The sequence below is a fragment of the Mycobacterium vicinigordonae genome (assembly GCF_013466425.1).
GTDB classification, from domain to species: domain Bacteria; phylum Actinomycetota; class Actinomycetes; order Mycobacteriales; family Mycobacteriaceae; genus Mycobacterium; species Mycobacterium vicinigordonae.
In genome coordinates this window covers 2,860,337-2,878,667 of the sequence record NZ_CP059165.1, presented here as the reverse complement: position 1 = coordinate 2,878,667, position 18,331 = coordinate 2,860,337, and the positions used below count along the sequence as shown (strand labels likewise).

Sequence of the window (18,331 nt, the reverse complement as noted above, 5' to 3'; positions counted from 1 at the left end):
AACAAGCGCTTGGTAGTCTTGCCCGGTGCCCGAAGTCACCAGCCAGCAACCTGCGATCGACGGATGGTTCGCCACCGACGACAACGGAACCACTCACCTGATCGGCAGCAAATGCCCGCAGTGTGGCACATACGTGTTCCCGCCGCGGGAGAACAACTGCCCGAATCCGGCCTGCGACAGCGACACGCTCGAAGCCGTCGCCCTGTCCAATCGCGGAAAGCTGTGGAGCTACACCGAGAATCGATACCCCCCGCCGGCCCCCTATCCAGCGCCGGCTGATTTCGAGCCGTTCGCGATCGCCGCGGTGGAACTGGCCCACGAGGGCATCATCGTGCTCGGCAAGGTGGTGGAGGGCACGCTGGCAGCCGACCTAAAGGTCGGCATGGAGATGGAGCTGACGACGATGCCGCTGTTCACCGGCGACGACGGTGTCAAGCGCATCGTGCACGCCTGGAGGATCGCATCATGAGCACACCCGAACCGCTCTACATCCTCGGCGCCGGCATGCACCCGTGGGGCAAATGGGGCCGCGACTTTACCGAATACGGTGTGGTGGCCGCGCGAGCCGCCCTGGCCGAAGCTGGGCTGGACTGGCGGCAGATTCAGCTGGTCGCCGGCGCCGACACGATCCGCAACGGCTACCCGGGCTTTATTGCCGGGTCGACCTTCGCGCAGAAGCTCGGCTGGAACGGCGTGCCGGTGTCGTCGTCGTACGCCGCCTGCGCCAGCGGCTCACAGGCCTTGCAGAGCGCGCGGGCCCAGATCCTGGCCGGCTTCTGCGACGTCGCCCTGGTGATCGGCGCCGACACCACGCCAAAGGGTGCGTTCGCCCCGGTCGGCGGTGAGCGCAAGAATGACCCCGACTGGCAACGCTTCCATCTCATCGGCGCGATGAACCCGGTCTACTTCGCACTGCTGGCACGGCGCCGGATGGACCTCTACGGCGCGACGTCGGAGGACTTCGCGCAGGTGAAGGTGAAAAACTCCCGGCACGGGTTGCAGAACCCCAACGCCCGCTATCGCAAGGAGTCCTCGGTGGAGGACGTGCTGGCCAGCCCGGTGGTGTCCGACCCGTTGCGTCAGCTCGACATCTGCGCCACCTCCGATGGCGCGGCTGCCCTGATCGTGGCCAGCGCCGAGTTTGCCCGCAAGCACCTCGGCTCGCTGGACGGTGTTCCGTCGGTGCGGGCAGTCAGCACTGTGACACCGCGCTACCCGCAGCATCTGCCCGAATTGCCGGATATTGCAACGGATTCCACTGCGGTGGTGCCTGGACCCGAGCGGGTCTTCAAGGACCAGATCCTCGACGCCGCCTACGCCGAAGCTGGCATCGGACCCCAGGACGTCAACCTGGCTGAGGTCTACGACCTGTCCACCGCGTTGGAACTCGACTGGTACGAGCACCTCGGGCTGTGCGGTAGGGGCGAGGCCGAGCAGCTGCTGCGGTCCGGGGCGACGACGATCGGTGGCCGCGTTCCGGTGAACCCGTCGGGCGGGCTGGCGTGCTTCGGCGAGGCGATACCCGCACAGGCGATCGCGCAGGTCTGCGAGTTGACCTGGCAACTGCGGGGTCAGGCGACCGGTCGACAGGTAGAGGGCGCGAAGGTGGGCGTAACCGCGAATCAGGGCCTGTTCGGGCATGGGTCGTCGGTAGTCGTCGCCCGCTAAGGCCGCTTAGCTTCTGCCCGCGGGCCAAGAAGCTGCCACCCGGGCCGCGAGGCCCTCAAGCTGCCACCCTGCCCGCGAGCGCCCCCAAAAGTACGGTCGCAAGGCTGAATTACCGTACATACGAGGACTCTCGCGAGTTAGTACTCTCGCTTGCTGGGGCTCAAGCGTCCTTCGGGGTATCCAGGGTTTCCAGCACCACCTCGGCCACGCGCTTCATCGAGGTCCGGCGGTCCATCGCGGCGCGCTGAATCCACTTGAACGCCTCGGGCTCGCTCATGCCCTGCTTAACCTGCAGTAGGCCCTTGGCGCGTTCGATCAGCTTGCGAGTCTCCAGCCGGTCGGACAGCGTCGCCACTTCTTTTTCCAGCGCAGAAAGCTCACTGAACCGGCTCATCGCCAGCTCGATCGCAGGGATCAGATCGCTGGCCGTGAAGGGCTTGACCAGGTAAGCCATTGCACCGGCGTCCCGTGCCCGCTCGACAAGGTCGCGCTGGCTGAAGGCGGTCAGCACCACGATCGGCGCGATGCGCTTACTTGCGATCTCGGAGGCCGCGTCGATCCCGTCGCGGCGCGGCATCTTCACGTCCATGATCACCAGGTCGGGCTTGTGCTGCTCGGCCAGTTCGACAGCTTCCTGCCCGTCGCCGGCCTCGCCGACGATCTCGTAGCCCTCCTCTCGCAGCATCTCAGCCAAGTCCATGCGGATCAGCGCTTCGTCTTCGGCGATCAGGACCCGCCGCCTCGGGGCGGCGGCGGCATCGGAGGTGGGGCCCGTCATGACGGACATTCTGTCGTGACGCCTGTGGCGGGGAACCTGGGGGGTTCCTCTATCGTGTACTCCGGACTGCGACAGCGACCCGCCCTCGTATCCCAACTGGCAGAGGAAACGGATTCAAAACCCGTACAGTGTGAGTTCGAATCTCACCGAGGGCACCACAAACCTCCACCGCTATCGACATCAAGCCGTTAGTGCTTGTATCGGGGCATGTGGGTGTTCATCGGCGAGAAGAAGTACCTCGCCTGATCCCCGCGGCCGTGCATCGTCCCGGTGGAATACCGGCGTCACCCCTGATCGTTACGACCGAGGTATGCGGCAACATCGCTCGCTAATCTCGGCCAACGGTTAGGCTTTTCCCTATGGGCGCAAAAACGTGCGCTGCCCTCAAAGCTGGCAACGACGACCCAGCTCGCCGGCCGGACTGTGTGGCCGCTGTCCGGGCCCAAACCAAAGACTTGCGTCAGCACTACGCCGACGCGGCCGCTCGCCGGGCCCGCATACTCGACGTCACTGCGTGGATGGCCGTCCTGGTCAGTGCGAGCTTCGTTGCGATGCAACTGGTCACGGGGTCGTGGCTGTGGCAGGTCATCTCGATCAATATCGTCTCGGCACTGGTCTTCGCGTTCGTCCCGATGCTGCACCGGTTCGGCGAACTGGTAGCACCGCTGACCTTCATCGGTGCGGCCTACGCCACGGTGCTGGCCAGCTGTTGGGACATCGGGACCGGTTCGGGCGCTCAGCTGTTCTTCATCGTCGGATCGTGTCTGGCCGTATTGCTACTGGGCATCGAGCACATCGTGCTCGCCAGTTTCCTGGCGGCGGTCGGCGCCGGCCTGGTGATCCTGACCGAGTTCGTGATCCCGCGCAACACCGGACTGCAACCGCAGTGGGCGCAGTCCACCGGGTTCGTCGTCACCACCGTCTCGGCGTGCGTGATGGTGGTCGCGACGGTCTATTTCGCGTTGCGCGACACCGCCCAGGCCGAGGCAGTCATGGAGGAACAGTACGAGCGCTCCGAGGCACTGCTGGCCAACATGCTGCCGGCCAGCATCGCCGAACGCCTCAAGGAGCCCGAACGCCACGTCATCGCCGATAAGTACGACGAAGCCTCGGTGCTGTTCGCTGACATCGTCGGGTTCACCGAGCGGGCGAGCAGCACCCCGCCCGCCGACCTGGTCCGCTTCCTCGACCGCCTCTACAGTGCGTTCGACACCCTGGTGGACAAGTACGAACTGGAAAAGATCAAGGTCAGTGGCGACTCCTACATGGTGGTCAGCGGCGTCCCGCGGCCGCGTCCTGACCACGTGCACGCGCTGGCCGACTTCGCGCTGGACATGGCCGACGTCGCCGCTGCGCTCAAAGATCCGCACGGACGCGCGGTTCCGCTCCGGGTCGGCCTGGCCACCGGTCCCGTTGTGGCCGGCGTGGTGGGCTCCCGCCGGTTCTTCTACGACGTATGGGGCGACGCGGTCAACGTCGCGTCCCGGATGGAGTCCACCGACTCGGTCGGCCAGATCCAGGTGCCCGACGAGGTCTACGAGCTCCTGAAAGACGATTTTGAACTGCGCGAACGCGGCTACATCGACGTCAAAGGTAAGGGCGTGATGCGCACCTGGTACCTGGTGAGCCGCAGGGCGCTCGATGAACCTGAGGGTCTGTCTGTCGAGGACCGCCGCGCCGCGCACGTCTGAGGACAAAAGACCCCTACCCCGGGTCCATCACATGCGTCACACTGGCTACATGGAATCTAGTCCCGCAACACTGTCGCCGCCTAGTCTTCTCCCCCACCTCTGGAAATCCACCCTGGTATCTGGGATCCTCTCGCTCGCTCTCGGTGCCGCCGTCGCGGCGTGGCCGGGACAGACCGTCCTGGTGGCCGCCATCTTCTTCGGCGCCTACCTGCTGGTTACCGGCGCGGCCCAGGTCGTCTTCGCGTTCAGCCTGCACGTGTCGGCGGGCAGCCGGATTCTGCTGTTCATCAGCGGTGCCGCATCGCTGATCCTCGCCGTGTTGGCGTTCCGCCACTTCGGCAACGCCGTGCTGCTGCTGGCCATCTGGATCGGTATCGGATTCATCTTCCGCGGTGTGGCCACCACCGTTTCGGCCATCAGCGATCCCGCGCTTCCGGGCCGCGGCTGGGCGATCTTCATCGGCGTCATCAGCCTGTTGGCGGGGATCGTCGTGATGGCTTCACCCTTCGAATCGATCATCACCCTGGCGTATGTCGTCGGTATCTGGCTCATCGTGATTGGTGTCTTCGAGATCGTGTCGTCGTTCGGCATTCGCAAGGCATCCAAGAACCTCACCGGCTAACCCGCTGACAACCGAATAATTGACGCTGGCGCTGGCCAGACCCGGCTACTACAGTCCGTAGTAGTTATGTGATTGTCCCCGCAGCCCCGGGAGAATGACAGATGAACGTCGTTGACATATCGCGCTGGCAGTTCGGTATCACCACCGTCTACCACTTCATTTTCGTGCCACTCACCATCGGCCTGGCTCCCCTGCTCGCCATCATGCAGACGGCCTGGGTGGTCACCGACAACGTTGCCTGGTACCGCCTGACAAAGTTCTTCGGGAAGCTGTTCCTGATCAACTTCGCCATCGGCGTGGCCACCGGGATCGTGCAGGAGTTCCAGTTCGGCATGAACTGGAGTGAATATTCGAAATTCGTCGGCGACGTGTTTGGTGCGCCGCTGGCAATGGAGGGCCTGCTCGCCTTCTTCTTCGAATCCACCTTCATCGGACTGTGGATCTTCGGCTGGAGCCGACTGCCGAAATTGGTGCACCTGGCGTGCATCTGGGTCGTCGCGATCTCGGTGAACGTCTCGGCGTACTTCATCATCACCGCGAACTCGTTCATGCAACACCCGGTCGGTGTGCACTACAACCCGCAGACCCGCCGCGCCGAGCTCAACGACATCCTGGCGTTGCTCACCAACAACACCGGATTAACGGCGTTCAGCCACACGGTCACCGGCGCGCTGCTGACCGCGGGTACCTTCGTCGCCGCCGTCAGCGCCTGGTGGCTGGTGCGGTCGCAGACCAGCACCGTCGACCCAGGCACCCGGGCGATGTACCGCCCGGCGACCGCACTGGGCTGTTGGGTGGTGCTGCTGGCCACGGTCGGGCTGTTCTTCAGCGGCGACCACCAGGGCAAGCTGATGTTCCAGCAGCAGCCGATGAAGATGGCCTCGGCAGAGTCGTTGTGCGACACCCAAATCGACCCGGACTTCTCCATCCTGACCGTCGGACGACAGAACAACTGCGACGCACTCACCCGCGTCATCGAGGTGCCCTACGTGCTGCCGTTCCTAGCCGAAGGCAAGTTCGACGGCGTCAAGTTGCAAGGGGTGCGCGACATCCAGCGGGACTACAACCAGCGATTCGGCCCGAATGACTACCGCCCCAACCTGTTTGTCACCTACTGGTCCTTCCGCGCGATGATCGGGCTGCTGGCCATCCCGGTGTTGTTCGCCTTGACCGCGCTGTGGCTGACCCGCGGCGGACGGATCCCGAACCAGCGCTGGTTCGCCTGGTTCGCGCTGCTGACGATCCCGGCACCGTTCCTGGCCAACAGCGCCGGCTGGGTCTTCACCGAGATGGGCCGCCAGCCGTGGATCGTGGCGCCCAACCCAACCGGCGACCCGAATGTCCACCTCACCGTCGCCGCGGGAGTCTCCCACCACGGGTCCGGTGTGGTGCTGACTTCACTGGTGACGTTCACGCTGATCTACGCCGTGCTCGCCGTGGTCTGGTTCTGGCTGCTCAAGCGCTACATCGTGGAAGGCCCACAGGACCACGACGCCGAACCGGCCGCACCTGCCGCCGCGGCGGAAGGCGAAGTGGAACCCCTGTCGTTCGCCTACTAGACGCTGGAAGGAACTGACCGTGAAACTTCAAGAGTTGTGGTTCGGACTCATCGCGACGCTGTTCCTCGGTTTCTTCATCCTGGAGGGCTTCGACTTCGGCGTCGGCATGCTGATGGAACCGTTCGCGCGGGTCAGCAAGGGCGACCGTGAGGCGCACCGCCGCGCGGCACTGAATACCATCGGCCCGGTATGGGACGCCAACGAGGTTTGGCTGATCACCGCCGGCGCAGCGATGTTCGCGGCATTCCCCGGCTGGTACGCCACCGTGTTCTCCACGCTTTACCTGCCGCTACTGGCGATTTTATTCGGCATGATCGTGCGCGTGGTGTCCATCGAGTGGCGCGGCAAGGTCGACGACTCGAAATGGCGGGGCTGGGCCGACTTCGGCATTGCCGCAGGTTCCTGGCTGCCTGCAATCCTTTGGGGCACAGCGTTTTCCATTCTGGTGCGCGGGCTTCCGGTGAACGCTGACGGGCAGGTGAACCTGTCGATCGGTGACGTCCTCAACGCCTACACCCTGCTGGGAGGTCTGGCCACTGCCGGGTTGTTCCTGTTCTACGGTTCGGTGTTCGTCTCCCTGAAGACGGCTGACGACATCCGTGATGACGCGCACCGATTCGGCCGGATCTTGGCGCTGCCGGTGACGGTATTGGTTGCGGTATTTGGTTTTTGGACACAGTTGGCGCATGGCAAAGACTGGACCTGGGCGGTCTTGGGAATCGCGGTGCTCGCCCAGTTGACGGCGGTGCTGCTGGTTTGGCGACGAGCCTCCGACGGTTGGGCGTTCGTGTGCACCCTGCTGGTGGTCGCCAGCGTGGTGGTGCTGCTGTTCGGCTCGCTGTACCCGAACCTGGTTCCGTCCACGCTGAACAGTCAATGGAACCTGACGATCTACAACGCGTCGTCCACCGATTACACGCTCAAGATCATGACCTGGGTCACCGCGATCATGACGCCACTGACGGTGGTATACCAAGCCTGGACGTACTGGGTTTTCCGGCAACGCATCTCGGCTGACCGGATACCGCCGTCGATCGGCCTGACCAGGCACGCATCCTGAGCGGTCGGAGTTCACGGGGTCCGCTGGACCCCCGGTTATGGCGCGCGTCCGGCGCGTTGCGCCGCTACCTGATCGCCAGTGTGGCCTGCGGCGTAGTGATCTCGGGCTGCGCCATCGCCGCGGCCATCGTGCTGGCCGGGGTCGTCGCGCGGGTCGCGACCGACCCCAGTGCGCGGGAGCTACACGATTGGTGGAGATCGCTGTCGATCCTGTTGGCGCTGTGGGGTGTCCGCACGCTGACGCACTGGCTGCAGTCCCGGCTGGGACAGCGGGGGGCCAGCGCGGTGATCGCCGACCTGAGCGGGCAAGTGTTGACGGCGGTGACGGCCCGGCAACCCGATCAGCTTGCCGCAGAGCGGGACTCCGCCGCGGCGGTGGTTACCCGCGGCCTCGACGGCCTGCGCCCCTACTTCACCGGCTACCTCCCGACGTTGATGCTAGCCGCGATCCTCACCCCGGCCACCGTGGCGGTCATCGCCTGCTACGACCTGAAGTCGATGGCGATAGTGGTGATCACGCTGCCGCTGATACCGGTATTCATGGTGTTGATCGGATTGGCCACCGCCGACCGCGCTGCCGCCGCACTGCAGTCCGTGACCACTTTGCAGGCGCGATTGCTCGATCTGATCGCCGGTATTCCGACCCTAAGAGCGCTGGGCAGGGCGTCGGGACCTGAACAGCGTATCGCGAAACTCACTGCGGCCCATCGCCGTTCGACAATAGCGACGCTGCGGATCGCGTTCCTGTCGGCGCTCGTCCTGGAATTGCTGGCCACGCTGGGCGTGGCGCTGGTGGCGGTCAGCATCGGCCTTCGGCTGGTGTTCGGTGAGATGAGCCTCACCGTCGGTCTGACCGTGCTGCTGCTGGCACCGGACGTATATTGGCCGCTGCGCCGCATCGGGGTCGAATTCCACGCCGCGCAAGACGGAAAAGCCGCGGCCGACAAGGCGTTTACTCTCATCGATGCCCCCGTGTCGGTCGCGGTCCCTGGCCACCGAACCGTCACCGCGCACGGCGCGCAGATCCGCCTCGAGCACCTCAGTGTTGCATCCCGGGCGGGTGACGCCCCGGCTGACCTAACCGCGGTCATCGAGCCGGGCACGGTGACGGTGTTCACCGGCCTCAACGGCGCGGGAAAAAGCACCACGCTGCAGGTTATCGCCGGGCTCACCGCGCCCACCTCGGGCCGCGTCACGGTCGACGGAACCGATATCACCGAGCTGGCGGCCGAGCTGTGGTGGGCTCAGCTGTCCTGGTTACCGCAACGCCCGGTGTTGGTGCCGGGGACCGTAGGCGACAACCTAGCGCTGTTTGGCCCGCTGACCGACCCCGTGGGTGCCTATGCGGCGTCGGGATTCGACGCGGTACTACGCGAGTTGCCCGACGGGCTGGACACCGTGCTGGGTCGCGACGGTGTGGGTTTGTCCCTCGGACAACGGCAACGGCTGGGCTTGACCCGTGTGCTCGGATCTGCGGCCCCGGTGCTGTTGCTGGATGAACCCACGGCCCATTTGGACGCGTCCACCGAGGAGCGGGTATTGCGCGCCGTCACCGCGTGCGCCCGCGCCGGTGCGACCGTGGTGGTGGTCGGGCATCGCGAGCGGGTCCTTGCGATCGGTGATCGGGTCATCGAGGTGGTCGCCGCAAGTAAGGCGCGTTATGCGCCGGTCTGATCCTCTCGTGGACGCGCTGCGGCTGTTGCAGCCGCGGCTGCCGAGGGTTTTGGGGGCCGTGACGCTCGGGGTGCTGGCGCTGGGCAGTGCGCTGGCGCTGGCTGGGGTGTCGGCGTGGCTGATCACCCGAGCCTCCCAGATGCCGCCGGTGCTCGATCTGTCGATAGCGGTGGTACTGGTAAGGACCTTTGCGATTTCGCGTGGTGTGCTGCGTTATTGCGAGCGTCTTGCCAGCCACGACGCCGCCCTGCGTGCTGCCGGTACCGCTCGCGTTGAGCTCTACCACCGGTTGGCGACCGGGCCTGCCGCCCTGGCAGTCAGGTTGCACAGCGGCGAACTGGTGGCCCGGGTCGGCGCGGACGTCGACGTGCTGGCCGAGGTGTTGGTGCGTGCGCTGGTCCCGATCGGGGTCGCAGCGGTGCTGTCGGTGACGGCGGTCGCCGTCGTCGCCTTGATTTCACTGTCGGCGGCGCTCGTACTGGCCCTCTGTCTGCTGATAGCGGGGGTAGTCGCGCCCGCGCTGGCGGGCCGGGCCGCGCGGCGACAGGAAGCCGTTGCCCGCGAGCATCATTCCGAGCGCGATACTTCGGCCATGCTCGCGCTGGAACATGCGCCTGAACTCCGGGTTGCCGGTGCGCTGCCGGTGCTGATCGCCGAATCGCAAGAGCGCCAACAGCGCTGGGGTGAGGCTTTGGATGCGGCAGCCCGCCCGGCGGCGATCGCCGAGGCGCTGCCGACCGCGGCAGTCGGGGTCAGCGTGCTCGGCGCGGTGCTGGCCGCGATCGGAATGGCGCCGAGTTTGGCCCCGACGACCTTGGCGGTCTTGATGCTGTTGCCGCTGTCGGCGTTCGAAGCGACCACCGCCTTGCCGGCGGCCGCGGTGCAGCTGACCCGTTCGCGGATCGCGGCGCGTCGGCTGCTGGATTTGGCGCCCAGCCGCGACAACACGCTCGAGACGTCGATGGTCGTGCTGCCGCAATCGCCGGGCCGGCTCTCAGCGGACGTGCGCTCCGGTCACCCGGGAACGCCGGGAATTTGGTCCGCGGTTGACCTGGAGCGCGGGGCACGGCTAGCGGTCACCGGCGCCAGCGGCTCGGGCAAGACCACGCTGCTGATGACGCTGGCCGGTCTGCTGCCGCCGCTGCAGGGATCAGTGACTCTCGACGGCGTCGATGTAGAGCACATCCACGAACCCGAACTGCGTAGTGCAGTAGGGTTTTTCGCCGAGGATGCGCACCTTTTCGCTACCACGGTCCGGGACAACCTTCTGGTGGCGCGCGGTGACTGCACAGACGACGAGCTAACCGCAGCCGTAACGGCCGTCGGCCTCGGCGATTGGCTGGCCGGTCTGCCGGACGGGCTGTCAACGGTGTTGGTTGCCGGCGCGCAAGCCATTTCGGCGGGCCAGCGCAGGCGGCTGCTGCTGGCGCGGGTGTTGCTCTCCCCCACGCGGATCGTGCTGCTCGACGAACCCACCGAGCATCTCGACCGCAGCGACGCCGAGCGAATACTGCGCGAATTGTTAGCCGCCGACACCGCCCTGATGCCTGCCACCCGGACCGTGGTGGTCGCCACCCATCACCTGCCCAATGACATCGACTGTGAGGAACTGAAACTCATAAGCGACGCCGACGCGGCATGAACTCCAGCGATAGCAACACGAACAGCAGCGGCACCACCTGCGTCAGCGAAACCACGGCATAACGGCGCGCTTCCATCGCGTGGTACTTCTGCAGATACCGGCACAATGATTCCAGCGCGATCCATGGGTCCAGCAGGTGGACAAGGAGATAACACACCCGCAGCACACCGCGCTGATGGTACTCAAAGAGTTCGGGAAATGCCGCAAAAGCGAGTGAGAGACGTTGTGCCCCAGCCTTTCTCGCGGCCTCGATCATGTCAACACTGAGCCGCTCGTCGATCCCGTTTGGGGCGTCCCGCCGGCGCCAAGGCACGTCGAGGGAAATCTCGCTCCCCGCACCCGCGGTGGTGAACCGGTCGAATCCTTGTACTCGCCCCGCCCCGTCGCGCGCGATGATCAACCGCACCCCCGGGAAGCGGCCCTCGAGCACACCGTCGAGGCTCATGCAGAAACCGCGATCGAAGTGGGCGCCCTTAGGTGAAGCTCGCAGCACGTCGGCCAGCTCCGCCCGCTGCGCATCGCTGAGCGCCTGCTCGGCCAGGATCTCGGTGGTGATACCCCGGTTGTGAGTGTGTCTGACGGTCTGGCGCAGGTTACGGAACTTGCGTCCGGACATCGAAAAAGTCGGGACGTCGATCACGACGTCCCGCCCGATCGGCACCGCCGTCAAGGACTGACCGAGCACGGCGCCAGCGGTCCACAGACCAAGGCGCCGCTCGCTGCAGGCCAACACCACAATCCGCCACCCGTAGGAGCGGCAGAGCGCAGTGAAGTCGGCGACCAACGCTGGGAACTGCTGCTCAGCACCTATCGGATCGCCGCTGACCACAGCGAAGCCCATCCGGGTCCGGTACGCCAGGGCCGCCGTGCCGGTCTGGTCGAAGTGATAACACTTGCCCGTTTGCATCGCGAAGGGCGCCAACGGATCTCGGTGCGTTCGCTCGATCAGCGTCCATACCCGCGGCAAATCTTCGGGACGCGGGTGCGCAGTCATCGGCCACATCAGAACCAGTCCGGAGCCCGCGATCAGTACCCCGCCGAGAAGTGCGAATCCCAGCACATGCGCGCTCAGTCCGGCAAACAGGGTCAGTATCGCGGCCACCGCATGCATGACCGTGACCGGACGGCCCAGGAAGATGCCGCGCGCGATGAACGTCACGGCGGCTAGCACGGTCAGCGACCAGTGCAGGCGTCCCGCAAACTCGGCGTCCCGGTGGTGTTGGGTGAGCACGATCACCAGCCAGGCCGCCGCGCCAACTAGGGCTGCTGCGCCGGCACAGCGCAGCGCCAGCGAATCGACTTGAACCACAACGCGTTCGTGGGCCCGAATGCGCTGGGTCAGTCCAACTGACGGCACTCTCACTCACGTCTCCTCGAACTGCGCACTACCCGAAAACGTTACGCCTGATCCGGGCGAATTTGCCGCTGATGGGGTCTAACATCGGCACCGGATTGTGTTGAGAGGACAGCGGATGATGACGAAACTCCTGGCCATCGCGGTGGTCTTGAGCGCAATCGCCGGAGCGGTCCAGCAGGTGCCCGCTCACGCGCTGGACAGGCAGGCGCATCTCCTCGTCTTCGGTTCACCGCTGCCCCTGGATCCGAGCGCCAGCCTGCCTACGGCCGGCGAATTGCTGGTGTTGCTCAATGCGTTGCAAGACCCAAACGTACCGTTCGTCGACAAGAGCTACCTCGTCGAAGGCGGCATCAGTCCAACCGAGGCTCACCTCGCCGACGCACGGATGAAACAGGCTCTCGCACACGGCGAACTACCGCTGACGGCCACCGTGACCAACATCGCGCCGGCGGGACCCAATCAGGCCTCGGCGGATGTCACAATTTCGGGTCCGAAGCTGACGCCGGTGACCCAGAACCTGACTTTCATCAACCAGGGCGACTGGAAGATCAGCCGCGCCTCCGCGGTGTCCCTGCTCGAGGAATCGGGCGCGGCCAGAAGTTAACCGGACGCGATCGGCAGCCCCGGGCACACCGCGCGGTAACCGATGTCCGGAGATACCCAGTCGCGCCATTGTCCCCGGCTCATGTTGGCAGTGATCTTGTTGCACAACAATTCTGGCCATGCCGACGGACCCGGCCATAGCCTCAGAGTCTGGTCTTGGGAAGCCGAGACGATGCGGTGACCGTCGGGACTGAACGCCACACCGGTGAGAACCTCGTCGTGCCCGGTGAGCGGGACACCGACCGGCGCGCCGGTGCCAGCGTCCCACAGCCGCAACGTGGTGTCGGCGCTACCGGACACGATGTAGATCCCGTCGTGGCTGTAGGCGACGGCGCGCACCACGGCGGTGTGTCCGGTCAGCGGAGCGCCGATCGGTGTGCCGGTCACCGCATCCCAGATCCGCAGGGTGGTGTCCCAACTCGCGGTGACGATACGCCGCCCATCGGGACTGTAAGCCAGATCGCGAACCGCCCGCGAGTGGCCGACCAGCGGCTTGCCGACGGGCGCGCCGGTGCTCGCATCCCAGAGCCGCAGCGTGTTGTCCCAGCCGCCAGAGGCGATTCGCCGCCCGTCGGGACTGAACGCCACGCATTCCACGAAACCGGTGTGCCCGGTCAGCGGCGCGCCGACGGGTGCGCCGCTGCGTGCGTCCCACAACCGCAGCGTCTTATCCGCGCTTCCGGAAACTATCCGCAGACCGTCCGGACTGAACGCCACGCTGGTCACCCCACTGGTGTGACCCTGCAGCGGGGCGCCGATCGGGGCACCCGTCGCGGCGTCCCACAACCGCAACGTCGTATCGCTGGAACCGGAGACGATGCGGCTCCCGTCGGGACTGAACGCCACGCTGTTGACCTGGTTGGTGTGTCCCGCGAGCGGGGCGCCGATCGGGGCACCTGTCGCGGCGTCCCATAGCCGCAACGTGTTGTCGCTGCCACCGGAGACGATGCGGCTCGCGTCGGGGCTGAACGCCACGGTTTCGACGGGCGCCGTGTGCCCGGTCAGCACCGTGCTCAATGTCGCGTCGGGATCCCACACCCGCAGCATGTCGTCGGCGCCACCGGAGACGATGCGCCGCCCACCGGGGCCAAACGCCACACTGGTCACCTGGCCGGTGTGCCCGGCCAGCGGTTCCCCCAGGGCCGCTCCGGATGCTGCGCTCCACAGCCGCAGCGTCTTGTCGGCACTGCCGGACACGATCCGTTGCCCGTCCGGGCTGAACGCCACGCTGGTTACCTGATCGGTGTGGCCGATCAGCGGCGCCCCGATCGGTGCGCCGGTCCGGGCATCCCACAGCCGCAACGTGTTGTCCCAACTGCCGGACACGACGCGTTGTCCGTCGGGACTGAACGCCACGCTGGAGACGTCGTCGGTGTGCCCGGTCAGCGGGCCCCCCAACGCAGCGCCGCTTCGCGCATCCCATAACCGCACCGTGTTGTCGGTGCTTCCCGAGACAACGCGGCCGCCGTCGGAACTGATATCCACGTCGGTCACCTGGCCCGTGTGGCCGGTCAGCGGCACGCCGATCGGTGCGCCGGTCCGGGCATCCCACAGCCGCAACGTCTTGTCCCAACTGCCGGAGACGATGCGTGCCCCGTCCGGACTGAACACCACGGCCGATACCGCATCGGTGTGCCCAGTCAGCGGGGCGCCGATCGGCGTACCGGTCGCGGCGTCCCACAGCCGCACCACGTCGTCGCGGCCGCCGGAGACGATGCGTGCCCCGTCCGGACTGAACGCCACGCTCGATACGGCCTCGGTGTGGCCGATCAGTGGCCCACCAATCGGCGCGCCGGTTTCGGCGTCCCACATCCGCAAGGCCTTGTCGCTGGCCGAGACGATGCGTCGCCCGTCCGGGCTTAGCGCCGTGACCCCCAGCGACGCCTGGGCCAGCGGGAACATCTTGACGGTCCACTGGCGCACGACCAGGGTGTTCAGCAAGGCGCCCATCTCGGTGCCCGGCGCGATCACCGGGGCTGCCAGGATCTGCTGAATGGCGCGCAGGTCGCCGCCCGGCTGGATCCCGGCGAGCATCGCGCGGCCCTGCGAGGCCAACTTCACCGCAACCGCCTGGTCACGCTGGCGCAGCGCTTCCTGCCGCTGATGGACCGCCTCACGCTGCTGCACGAGGGCGAACAGCGCGGCCACCACCGCCACCACGGTCAACATCACCAACCCCGCCACAGCCGTCGCACGCAGGCGGCGTGACCGGCGGCGTTCGCGCAGGTCATCGCTGGCCAGTTGGTCTTTGGGCAGACCGTGGATCGGGGCGGCCAGCGCGGTGATCTTCTCCCGCAGCGCCGGAGCCTGCGCGTCCCACGGCGCGTCACCGCTGACGTCGACGAAGAACGGCTCCGCCGGCAGCGTCCCCGGCTTGGCAAGTGCTGGCGGCGTCGCGCTAGACGACTCGGGATCGAATCGCTGGTGCACGGCGTCCCACTGGAGGCGCCCGCCGGCGAGCACCAGCAGCAGCCGCTCCCGGCCGTCGTGCTCGAGCCAGTAGCTGATTTCCCGATTGACCCAATACGATTCGGCAGCCTGCGGTGACAGCACGGCAACCAGGTAACGGGAGCGGTCGAGCGCCTCGGTGATCTTGCCCCACAGGTCAGGGCTGGCAGCCAAATCAGTGTCGTCGCGGAACACACGCAGCGCACGCAGCTGTCCCACCTTCCGCCCGATCCGGTGCAGACCGTGCTGGATGCCGGCAGTGGCCTGGCGATCGCGACGCGTGTACGACAGGAATGCGTCGTAATCTCGCTGCACCACTTATCTTTTCGCAGTGGGAAAGTATTTCAGCACGCCCTCTTGGACGACCGTGGCAATCACCTGGCCGGAGCGATCGAAGAAATGTCCGGTACCCAGACCGCGGGACTCGGCGGCAACCGGTGACGACGTCGAGTACAGCACCCAGTCGTTGTAATCGACCTGCCGGTGAAACCACACCGTGTGGTTGGCCGACGCTGCGAAGATCCGGTCGTAGCCCCAGGACAGTCCGTGGGTGGTGATCACCGAATCCAGCACGGTCGTGTCCGAGGAGTACAGCATGGTGGCCGTGTGCAGCACCGGGTCGTCGGGCAGCTTGCCCTTGGCTTTGATCCAAACTCGGTTGTAGTCCAGCCGGTCGCCCTTGTCGCGCATCACCCAGGCCGGGTCGTTGGTGTAGCGCCACTCGACCGGCTGTAGCGCGTTGACGAAATGCGGGACGGTCTCCTCGTAGCCGAGCAGCAGCTCGCCGATCGTCGGCAGCGTTTCGGGCTCCGGGACGTGCGGGGGCTCGACACTGTGGTCAAGTCCGGGGCCGCCGGCCATGTAGGAGACCATCGTGGTGGACAACAGCACGCCGTCCTGCACCGCGTCGACGCGCCGGTTGGCGAACCGACGCTCGTCGCGCAACGCGACCACCTGGAATTCGATGTCCTTAGCGGTGTCGCCGCCGTTGACGAAATGCACTGACACGTTGCTGGGCGGCAAGTCGTCGCGGGCCAGTGTGCGAGTACTCGCGACAAAGGACTGTGCGACCAGCAATCCACCGAAGGTGCGCATCGGGTTCTTGCTGGGATGGGCTCCGACGAACCGGTCGTCGGTGACGCGATCGAGGTCCAGAACCGCCAACAGTTCGTCAAAATCCGACACGCCTCACCCTAAAGGAGCGCTCAGACGTCGTCCTCGCCGATGCGGTGCACGTGGATCAGGTTGGTTGAGCCGACCGTTCCGGGAGGCGCACCGGCGACAATGACGACCAGGTCACCGCGCTTGTAGCGGCCGAGTTCGAGCAGCGACCTGTCGACCTCGCGGATCATGCCGTCGGTCGACTTCATGTGCGGAACGATGAACGTCTCCGTCCCCCAGGTCATCGCCAGCTGGCTGCGCACCTCGGGCAGGTCGGTGAATGCCAACAGTGGCAGCGGGGTGTGCAGGCGGGCCAGCCGCCGCACGGTGTCGCCGGATTGCGTGAACGCCACCAGGGCCTTGGCGTCGAGCCGCTCACCGATATCGCGGGCCGCGTAGGAAATGACGCCGCGCTTGGTGCGCGGCACATGCGTCAACGGCGGCGCGGCTGTCGAATTCTGCTCGACTGCGCAGACGATTCGGGACATCGTTTGGACCGCCTGCAGGGGGTATTTGCCCACCGAGGTCTCGCCGGACAGCATCAGCGCGTCTGCGCCGTCGAGCACGGCGTTGGCGACGTCGGAGGCTTCGGCCCGGGTCGGCCGCGAGTTCTCGATCATCGAGTCCAGCATCTGGGTCGCCACGATCACCGGCTTGGCGTTCTCCCGGGCCATCTGGATAGCCCGCTTCTGCACCAGCGGGACCTCTTCCAGGGGCAACTCGACGCCCAGGTCGCCGCGCGCCACCATGACAGCGTCGAAGGCCAGCACGATGGCCTCGAGGTTGTCGATGGCTTCGGGCTTCTCTAGCTTGGCGATCACCGGTACCCGCCGCCCGACCTTGTCCATCACCTCGTGAACCAGCTCGACGTCGGAGGGTGAGCGCACGAAGGACAAGGCCACCAGGTCGACGCCCAGCTTCAACGCGAACGTCAGATCGTCGATGTCCTTGCTCGACAGGGCAGGCGCCGACACGTTCATGCCGGGTAGCGAGATCCCCTTGTTGTTGCTGACCGGGCCGCCCTCGACGACCTTGCAGACCACGTCATCGTCCTCGACGCGCTCGACGATCAGACCCACCTTGCCGTCGTCGACGAGTACCCGGTCGCCCGCCATGGCGTCCTTGGCCAGCCTCTTGTAGGTGGTAGAGACCCTGTCGTGGGTTCCCTCGCAGTCTGCGACGGTGATGCGAACCGTTTCACCGTCGGCCCAGTAGGTGGGACCGGACGCGAAACGGCCCAGCCGGATCTTCGGGCCCTGCAGGTCGCAGAGGACGCCGACCGCTCTACCGGTGGCGTCCGAGGCTTTCCGGACCCGCTCGTAGGCAGCCTGGTGGTCGCTGTAATCGCCGTGGCTGAAGTTCATGCGGGCGACGTCCATTCCCGCTTCGACCAGCGCCTTGAGCAAATCATCCTGCCGCGTGGCGGGTCCGAGAGTGCAGACGATCTTTCCGCGTCTAGTCACGACGACAAAGCATAGTCGCGGTCGAAGTATTCGGGGCGTCTCACACGTACGACGCGCGTAACGCTGTTGCCCCGCGGCCCTGGCATCGATGCGCGGCTTTCACCGGTCAACCGCCGAGAACCGTTGGCACCAAAGGAAAGCCGGGAAGGTTGCGCACCACCGTCCAGGCGGTGGCTAACACCACGACGGTGACGAGGGTGGTGACCGGCAGCCAGGACTTTGCGCGGTGGCGCCGGAGCAGGATCCATGCCGCCAGCAACGGGATGGTGAGCAGCAAGAAAACGTTGTCGTGCACGCTCGCCGCGAAGTGTCCGTGCAGCAGGTCGTGGGTCATTCGCAAACCTCCGCAGGCCGGGCAGTTCCAGCCGGTGAGCCACTTGAACGGGCACTGCGGGTAGGCGGAGTCCGGGTTGTGCGGGTCGGCGACTCCGATGTAAGCCAGGGCACCGGTCAGCAGCACCGCCGAACCGGCTACGGCAAGGCGATTGCGGGTCGGGCTGTGCTCGTCGTCGCCGGGCCGTGACGGCCGCACGTTGGCAGAGAGCCGCGGCTGCTCATTCACCGTTTCAGAATGCCAGATCGGTTACCGCGCGCGAGCGATCACCG

General features: G+C 66.1%; 15 protein-coding genes and 1 tRNA gene. 10 read left to right on the top strand and 6 right to left on the bottom strand.

Annotated elements, in window-relative coordinates; all coding sequences use genetic code 11:
* The first annotated feature begins 25 nt into the window (after positions 1-25).
* Both H0P51_RS13135 and H0P51_RS13130 read left to right on the top strand, forming a co-directional pair.
* The gene (locus H0P51_RS13135) at positions 26-469 is read left to right on the top strand and encodes a Zn-ribbon domain-containing OB-fold protein (protein ID WP_180918464.1); all 444 of its coding nucleotides are present in this window, start codon (positions 26-28) and stop codon (positions 467-469) included.
* On the top strand, positions 466-1,668 hold the full coding sequence (locus H0P51_RS13130; protein WP_180918463.1) for a lipid-transfer protein: 1,203 nt from the start codon (positions 466-468) through the stop codon (positions 1,666-1,668). Before H0P51_RS13135 ends, H0P51_RS13130 begins: the two co-directional genes overlap by 4 nt.
* Positions 1,669-1,828: 160 nt before the next feature.
* On the opposite strand, the gene H0P51_RS13125 is transcribed toward H0P51_RS13130, so the two are convergent.
* The gene (locus H0P51_RS13125) at positions 1,829-2,446 is read right to left on the bottom strand and encodes an ANTAR domain-containing response regulator (RefSeq protein WP_180918462.1); all 618 of its coding nucleotides are present in this window, start codon (positions 2,444-2,446) and stop codon (positions 1,829-1,831) included.
* 81 nt (positions 2,447-2,527) lie between these two features.
* Here H0P51_RS13125 and H0P51_RS13120 point away from each other — a divergent pair.
* From H0P51_RS13120 to cydC, 7 genes are all read left to right on the top strand, one after another.
* Positions 2,528-2,604: transfer RNA gene (locus H0P51_RS13120), tRNA-Leu, on the top strand.
* 201 nt (positions 2,605-2,805) lie between these two features.
* Positions 2,806-4,137, top strand: a complete 1,332-nt coding sequence (locus H0P51_RS13115) for an adenylate/guanylate cyclase domain-containing protein (protein ID WP_180918461.1) — start codon at positions 2,806-2,808, stop codon at positions 4,135-4,137.
* Positions 4,138-4,168: 31 nt separating this feature from the next.
* Positions 4,169-4,759: an HdeD family acid-resistance protein gene (locus tag H0P51_RS13110; RefSeq protein WP_180918460.1), complete on the top strand. Its 591-nt coding sequence runs from the start codon at positions 4,169-4,171 to the stop codon at positions 4,757-4,759.
* A 101-nt stretch (positions 4,760-4,860) separates the two neighbouring features.
* Complete coding sequence (locus tag H0P51_RS13105) at positions 4,861-6,318, top strand: cytochrome ubiquinol oxidase subunit I (RefSeq protein WP_180918459.1); 1,458 nt, start codon at positions 4,861-4,863, stop codon at positions 6,316-6,318.
* Positions 6,319-6,337: 19 nt separating this feature from the next.
* The gene (gene cydB, locus H0P51_RS13100; RefSeq protein ID WP_180918458.1) at positions 6,338-7,378 is read left to right on the top strand and encodes a cytochrome d ubiquinol oxidase subunit II; all 1,041 of its coding nucleotides are present in this window, start codon (positions 6,338-6,340) and stop codon (positions 7,376-7,378) included.
* Positions 7,379-7,458: 80 nt separating this feature from the next.
* A complete protein-coding gene (gene cydD / locus H0P51_RS13095; protein WP_246398800.1) occupies positions 7,459-9,051 on the top strand; it encodes a thiol reductant ABC exporter subunit CydD in 1,593 nt (530 codons plus the stop codon).
* The gene (gene cydC, locus H0P51_RS13090) at positions 9,038-10,693 is read left to right on the top strand and encodes a thiol reductant ABC exporter subunit CydC (protein WP_180918456.1); all 1,656 of its coding nucleotides are present in this window, start codon (positions 9,038-9,040) and stop codon (positions 10,691-10,693) included. The genes cydD and cydC overlap by 14 nt, the downstream gene beginning before the upstream one ends.
* Here the strand turns inward: cydC and H0P51_RS13085 are convergent.
* Complete coding sequence (locus H0P51_RS13085; RefSeq protein ID WP_180918455.1) at positions 10,668-12,056, bottom strand: bifunctional lysylphosphatidylglycerol flippase/synthetase MprF; 1,389 nt, start codon at positions 12,054-12,056, stop codon at positions 10,668-10,670. The genes cydC and H0P51_RS13085 overlap by 26 nt on opposite strands.
* 109 nt (positions 12,057-12,165) lie before the next feature.
* Between H0P51_RS13085 and H0P51_RS13080 the strand changes: the two genes are divergently transcribed.
* The gene (locus H0P51_RS13080) at positions 12,166-12,654 is read left to right on the top strand and encodes an MTB12 family secreted protein (RefSeq protein ID WP_180918454.1); all 489 of its coding nucleotides are present in this window, start codon (positions 12,166-12,168) and stop codon (positions 12,652-12,654) included.
* Here the strand turns inward: H0P51_RS13080 and H0P51_RS13075 are convergent.
* The 4 genes from H0P51_RS13075 to H0P51_RS13060 all read right to left on the bottom strand — a co-directional run bounded on the left by H0P51_RS13075 (position 12,651) and on the right by H0P51_RS13060 (position 18,257).
* Complete coding sequence (locus H0P51_RS13075) at positions 12,651-15,416, bottom strand: TIR domain-containing protein (protein WP_180918453.1); 2,766 nt, start codon at positions 15,414-15,416, stop codon at positions 12,651-12,653. The two genes, H0P51_RS13080 and H0P51_RS13075, sit on opposite strands and share 4 nt — an antisense overlap.
* Positions 15,417-15,419: 3 nt before the next feature.
* Positions 15,420-16,286: an acyl-CoA thioesterase II gene (locus H0P51_RS13070; protein WP_180918452.1), complete on the bottom strand. Its 867-nt coding sequence runs from the start codon at positions 16,284-16,286 to the stop codon at positions 15,420-15,422.
* A gap of 20 nt (positions 16,287-16,306) precedes the next feature.
* Positions 16,307-17,725 carry a pyruvate kinase gene (pyk, locus tag H0P51_RS13065; RefSeq protein ID WP_180918451.1) on the bottom strand — a complete coding sequence of 473 codons (1,419 nt, stop codon included), beginning with the start codon at positions 17,723-17,725 and terminating at the stop codon, positions 16,307-16,309.
* Between the two features lie 106 nt (positions 17,726-17,831).
* Complete coding sequence (locus H0P51_RS13060; protein WP_180918940.1) at positions 17,832-18,257, bottom strand: DUF2752 domain-containing protein; 426 nt, start codon at positions 18,255-18,257, stop codon at positions 17,832-17,834.
* Positions 18,258-18,331: the final 74 nt, after the last annotated feature.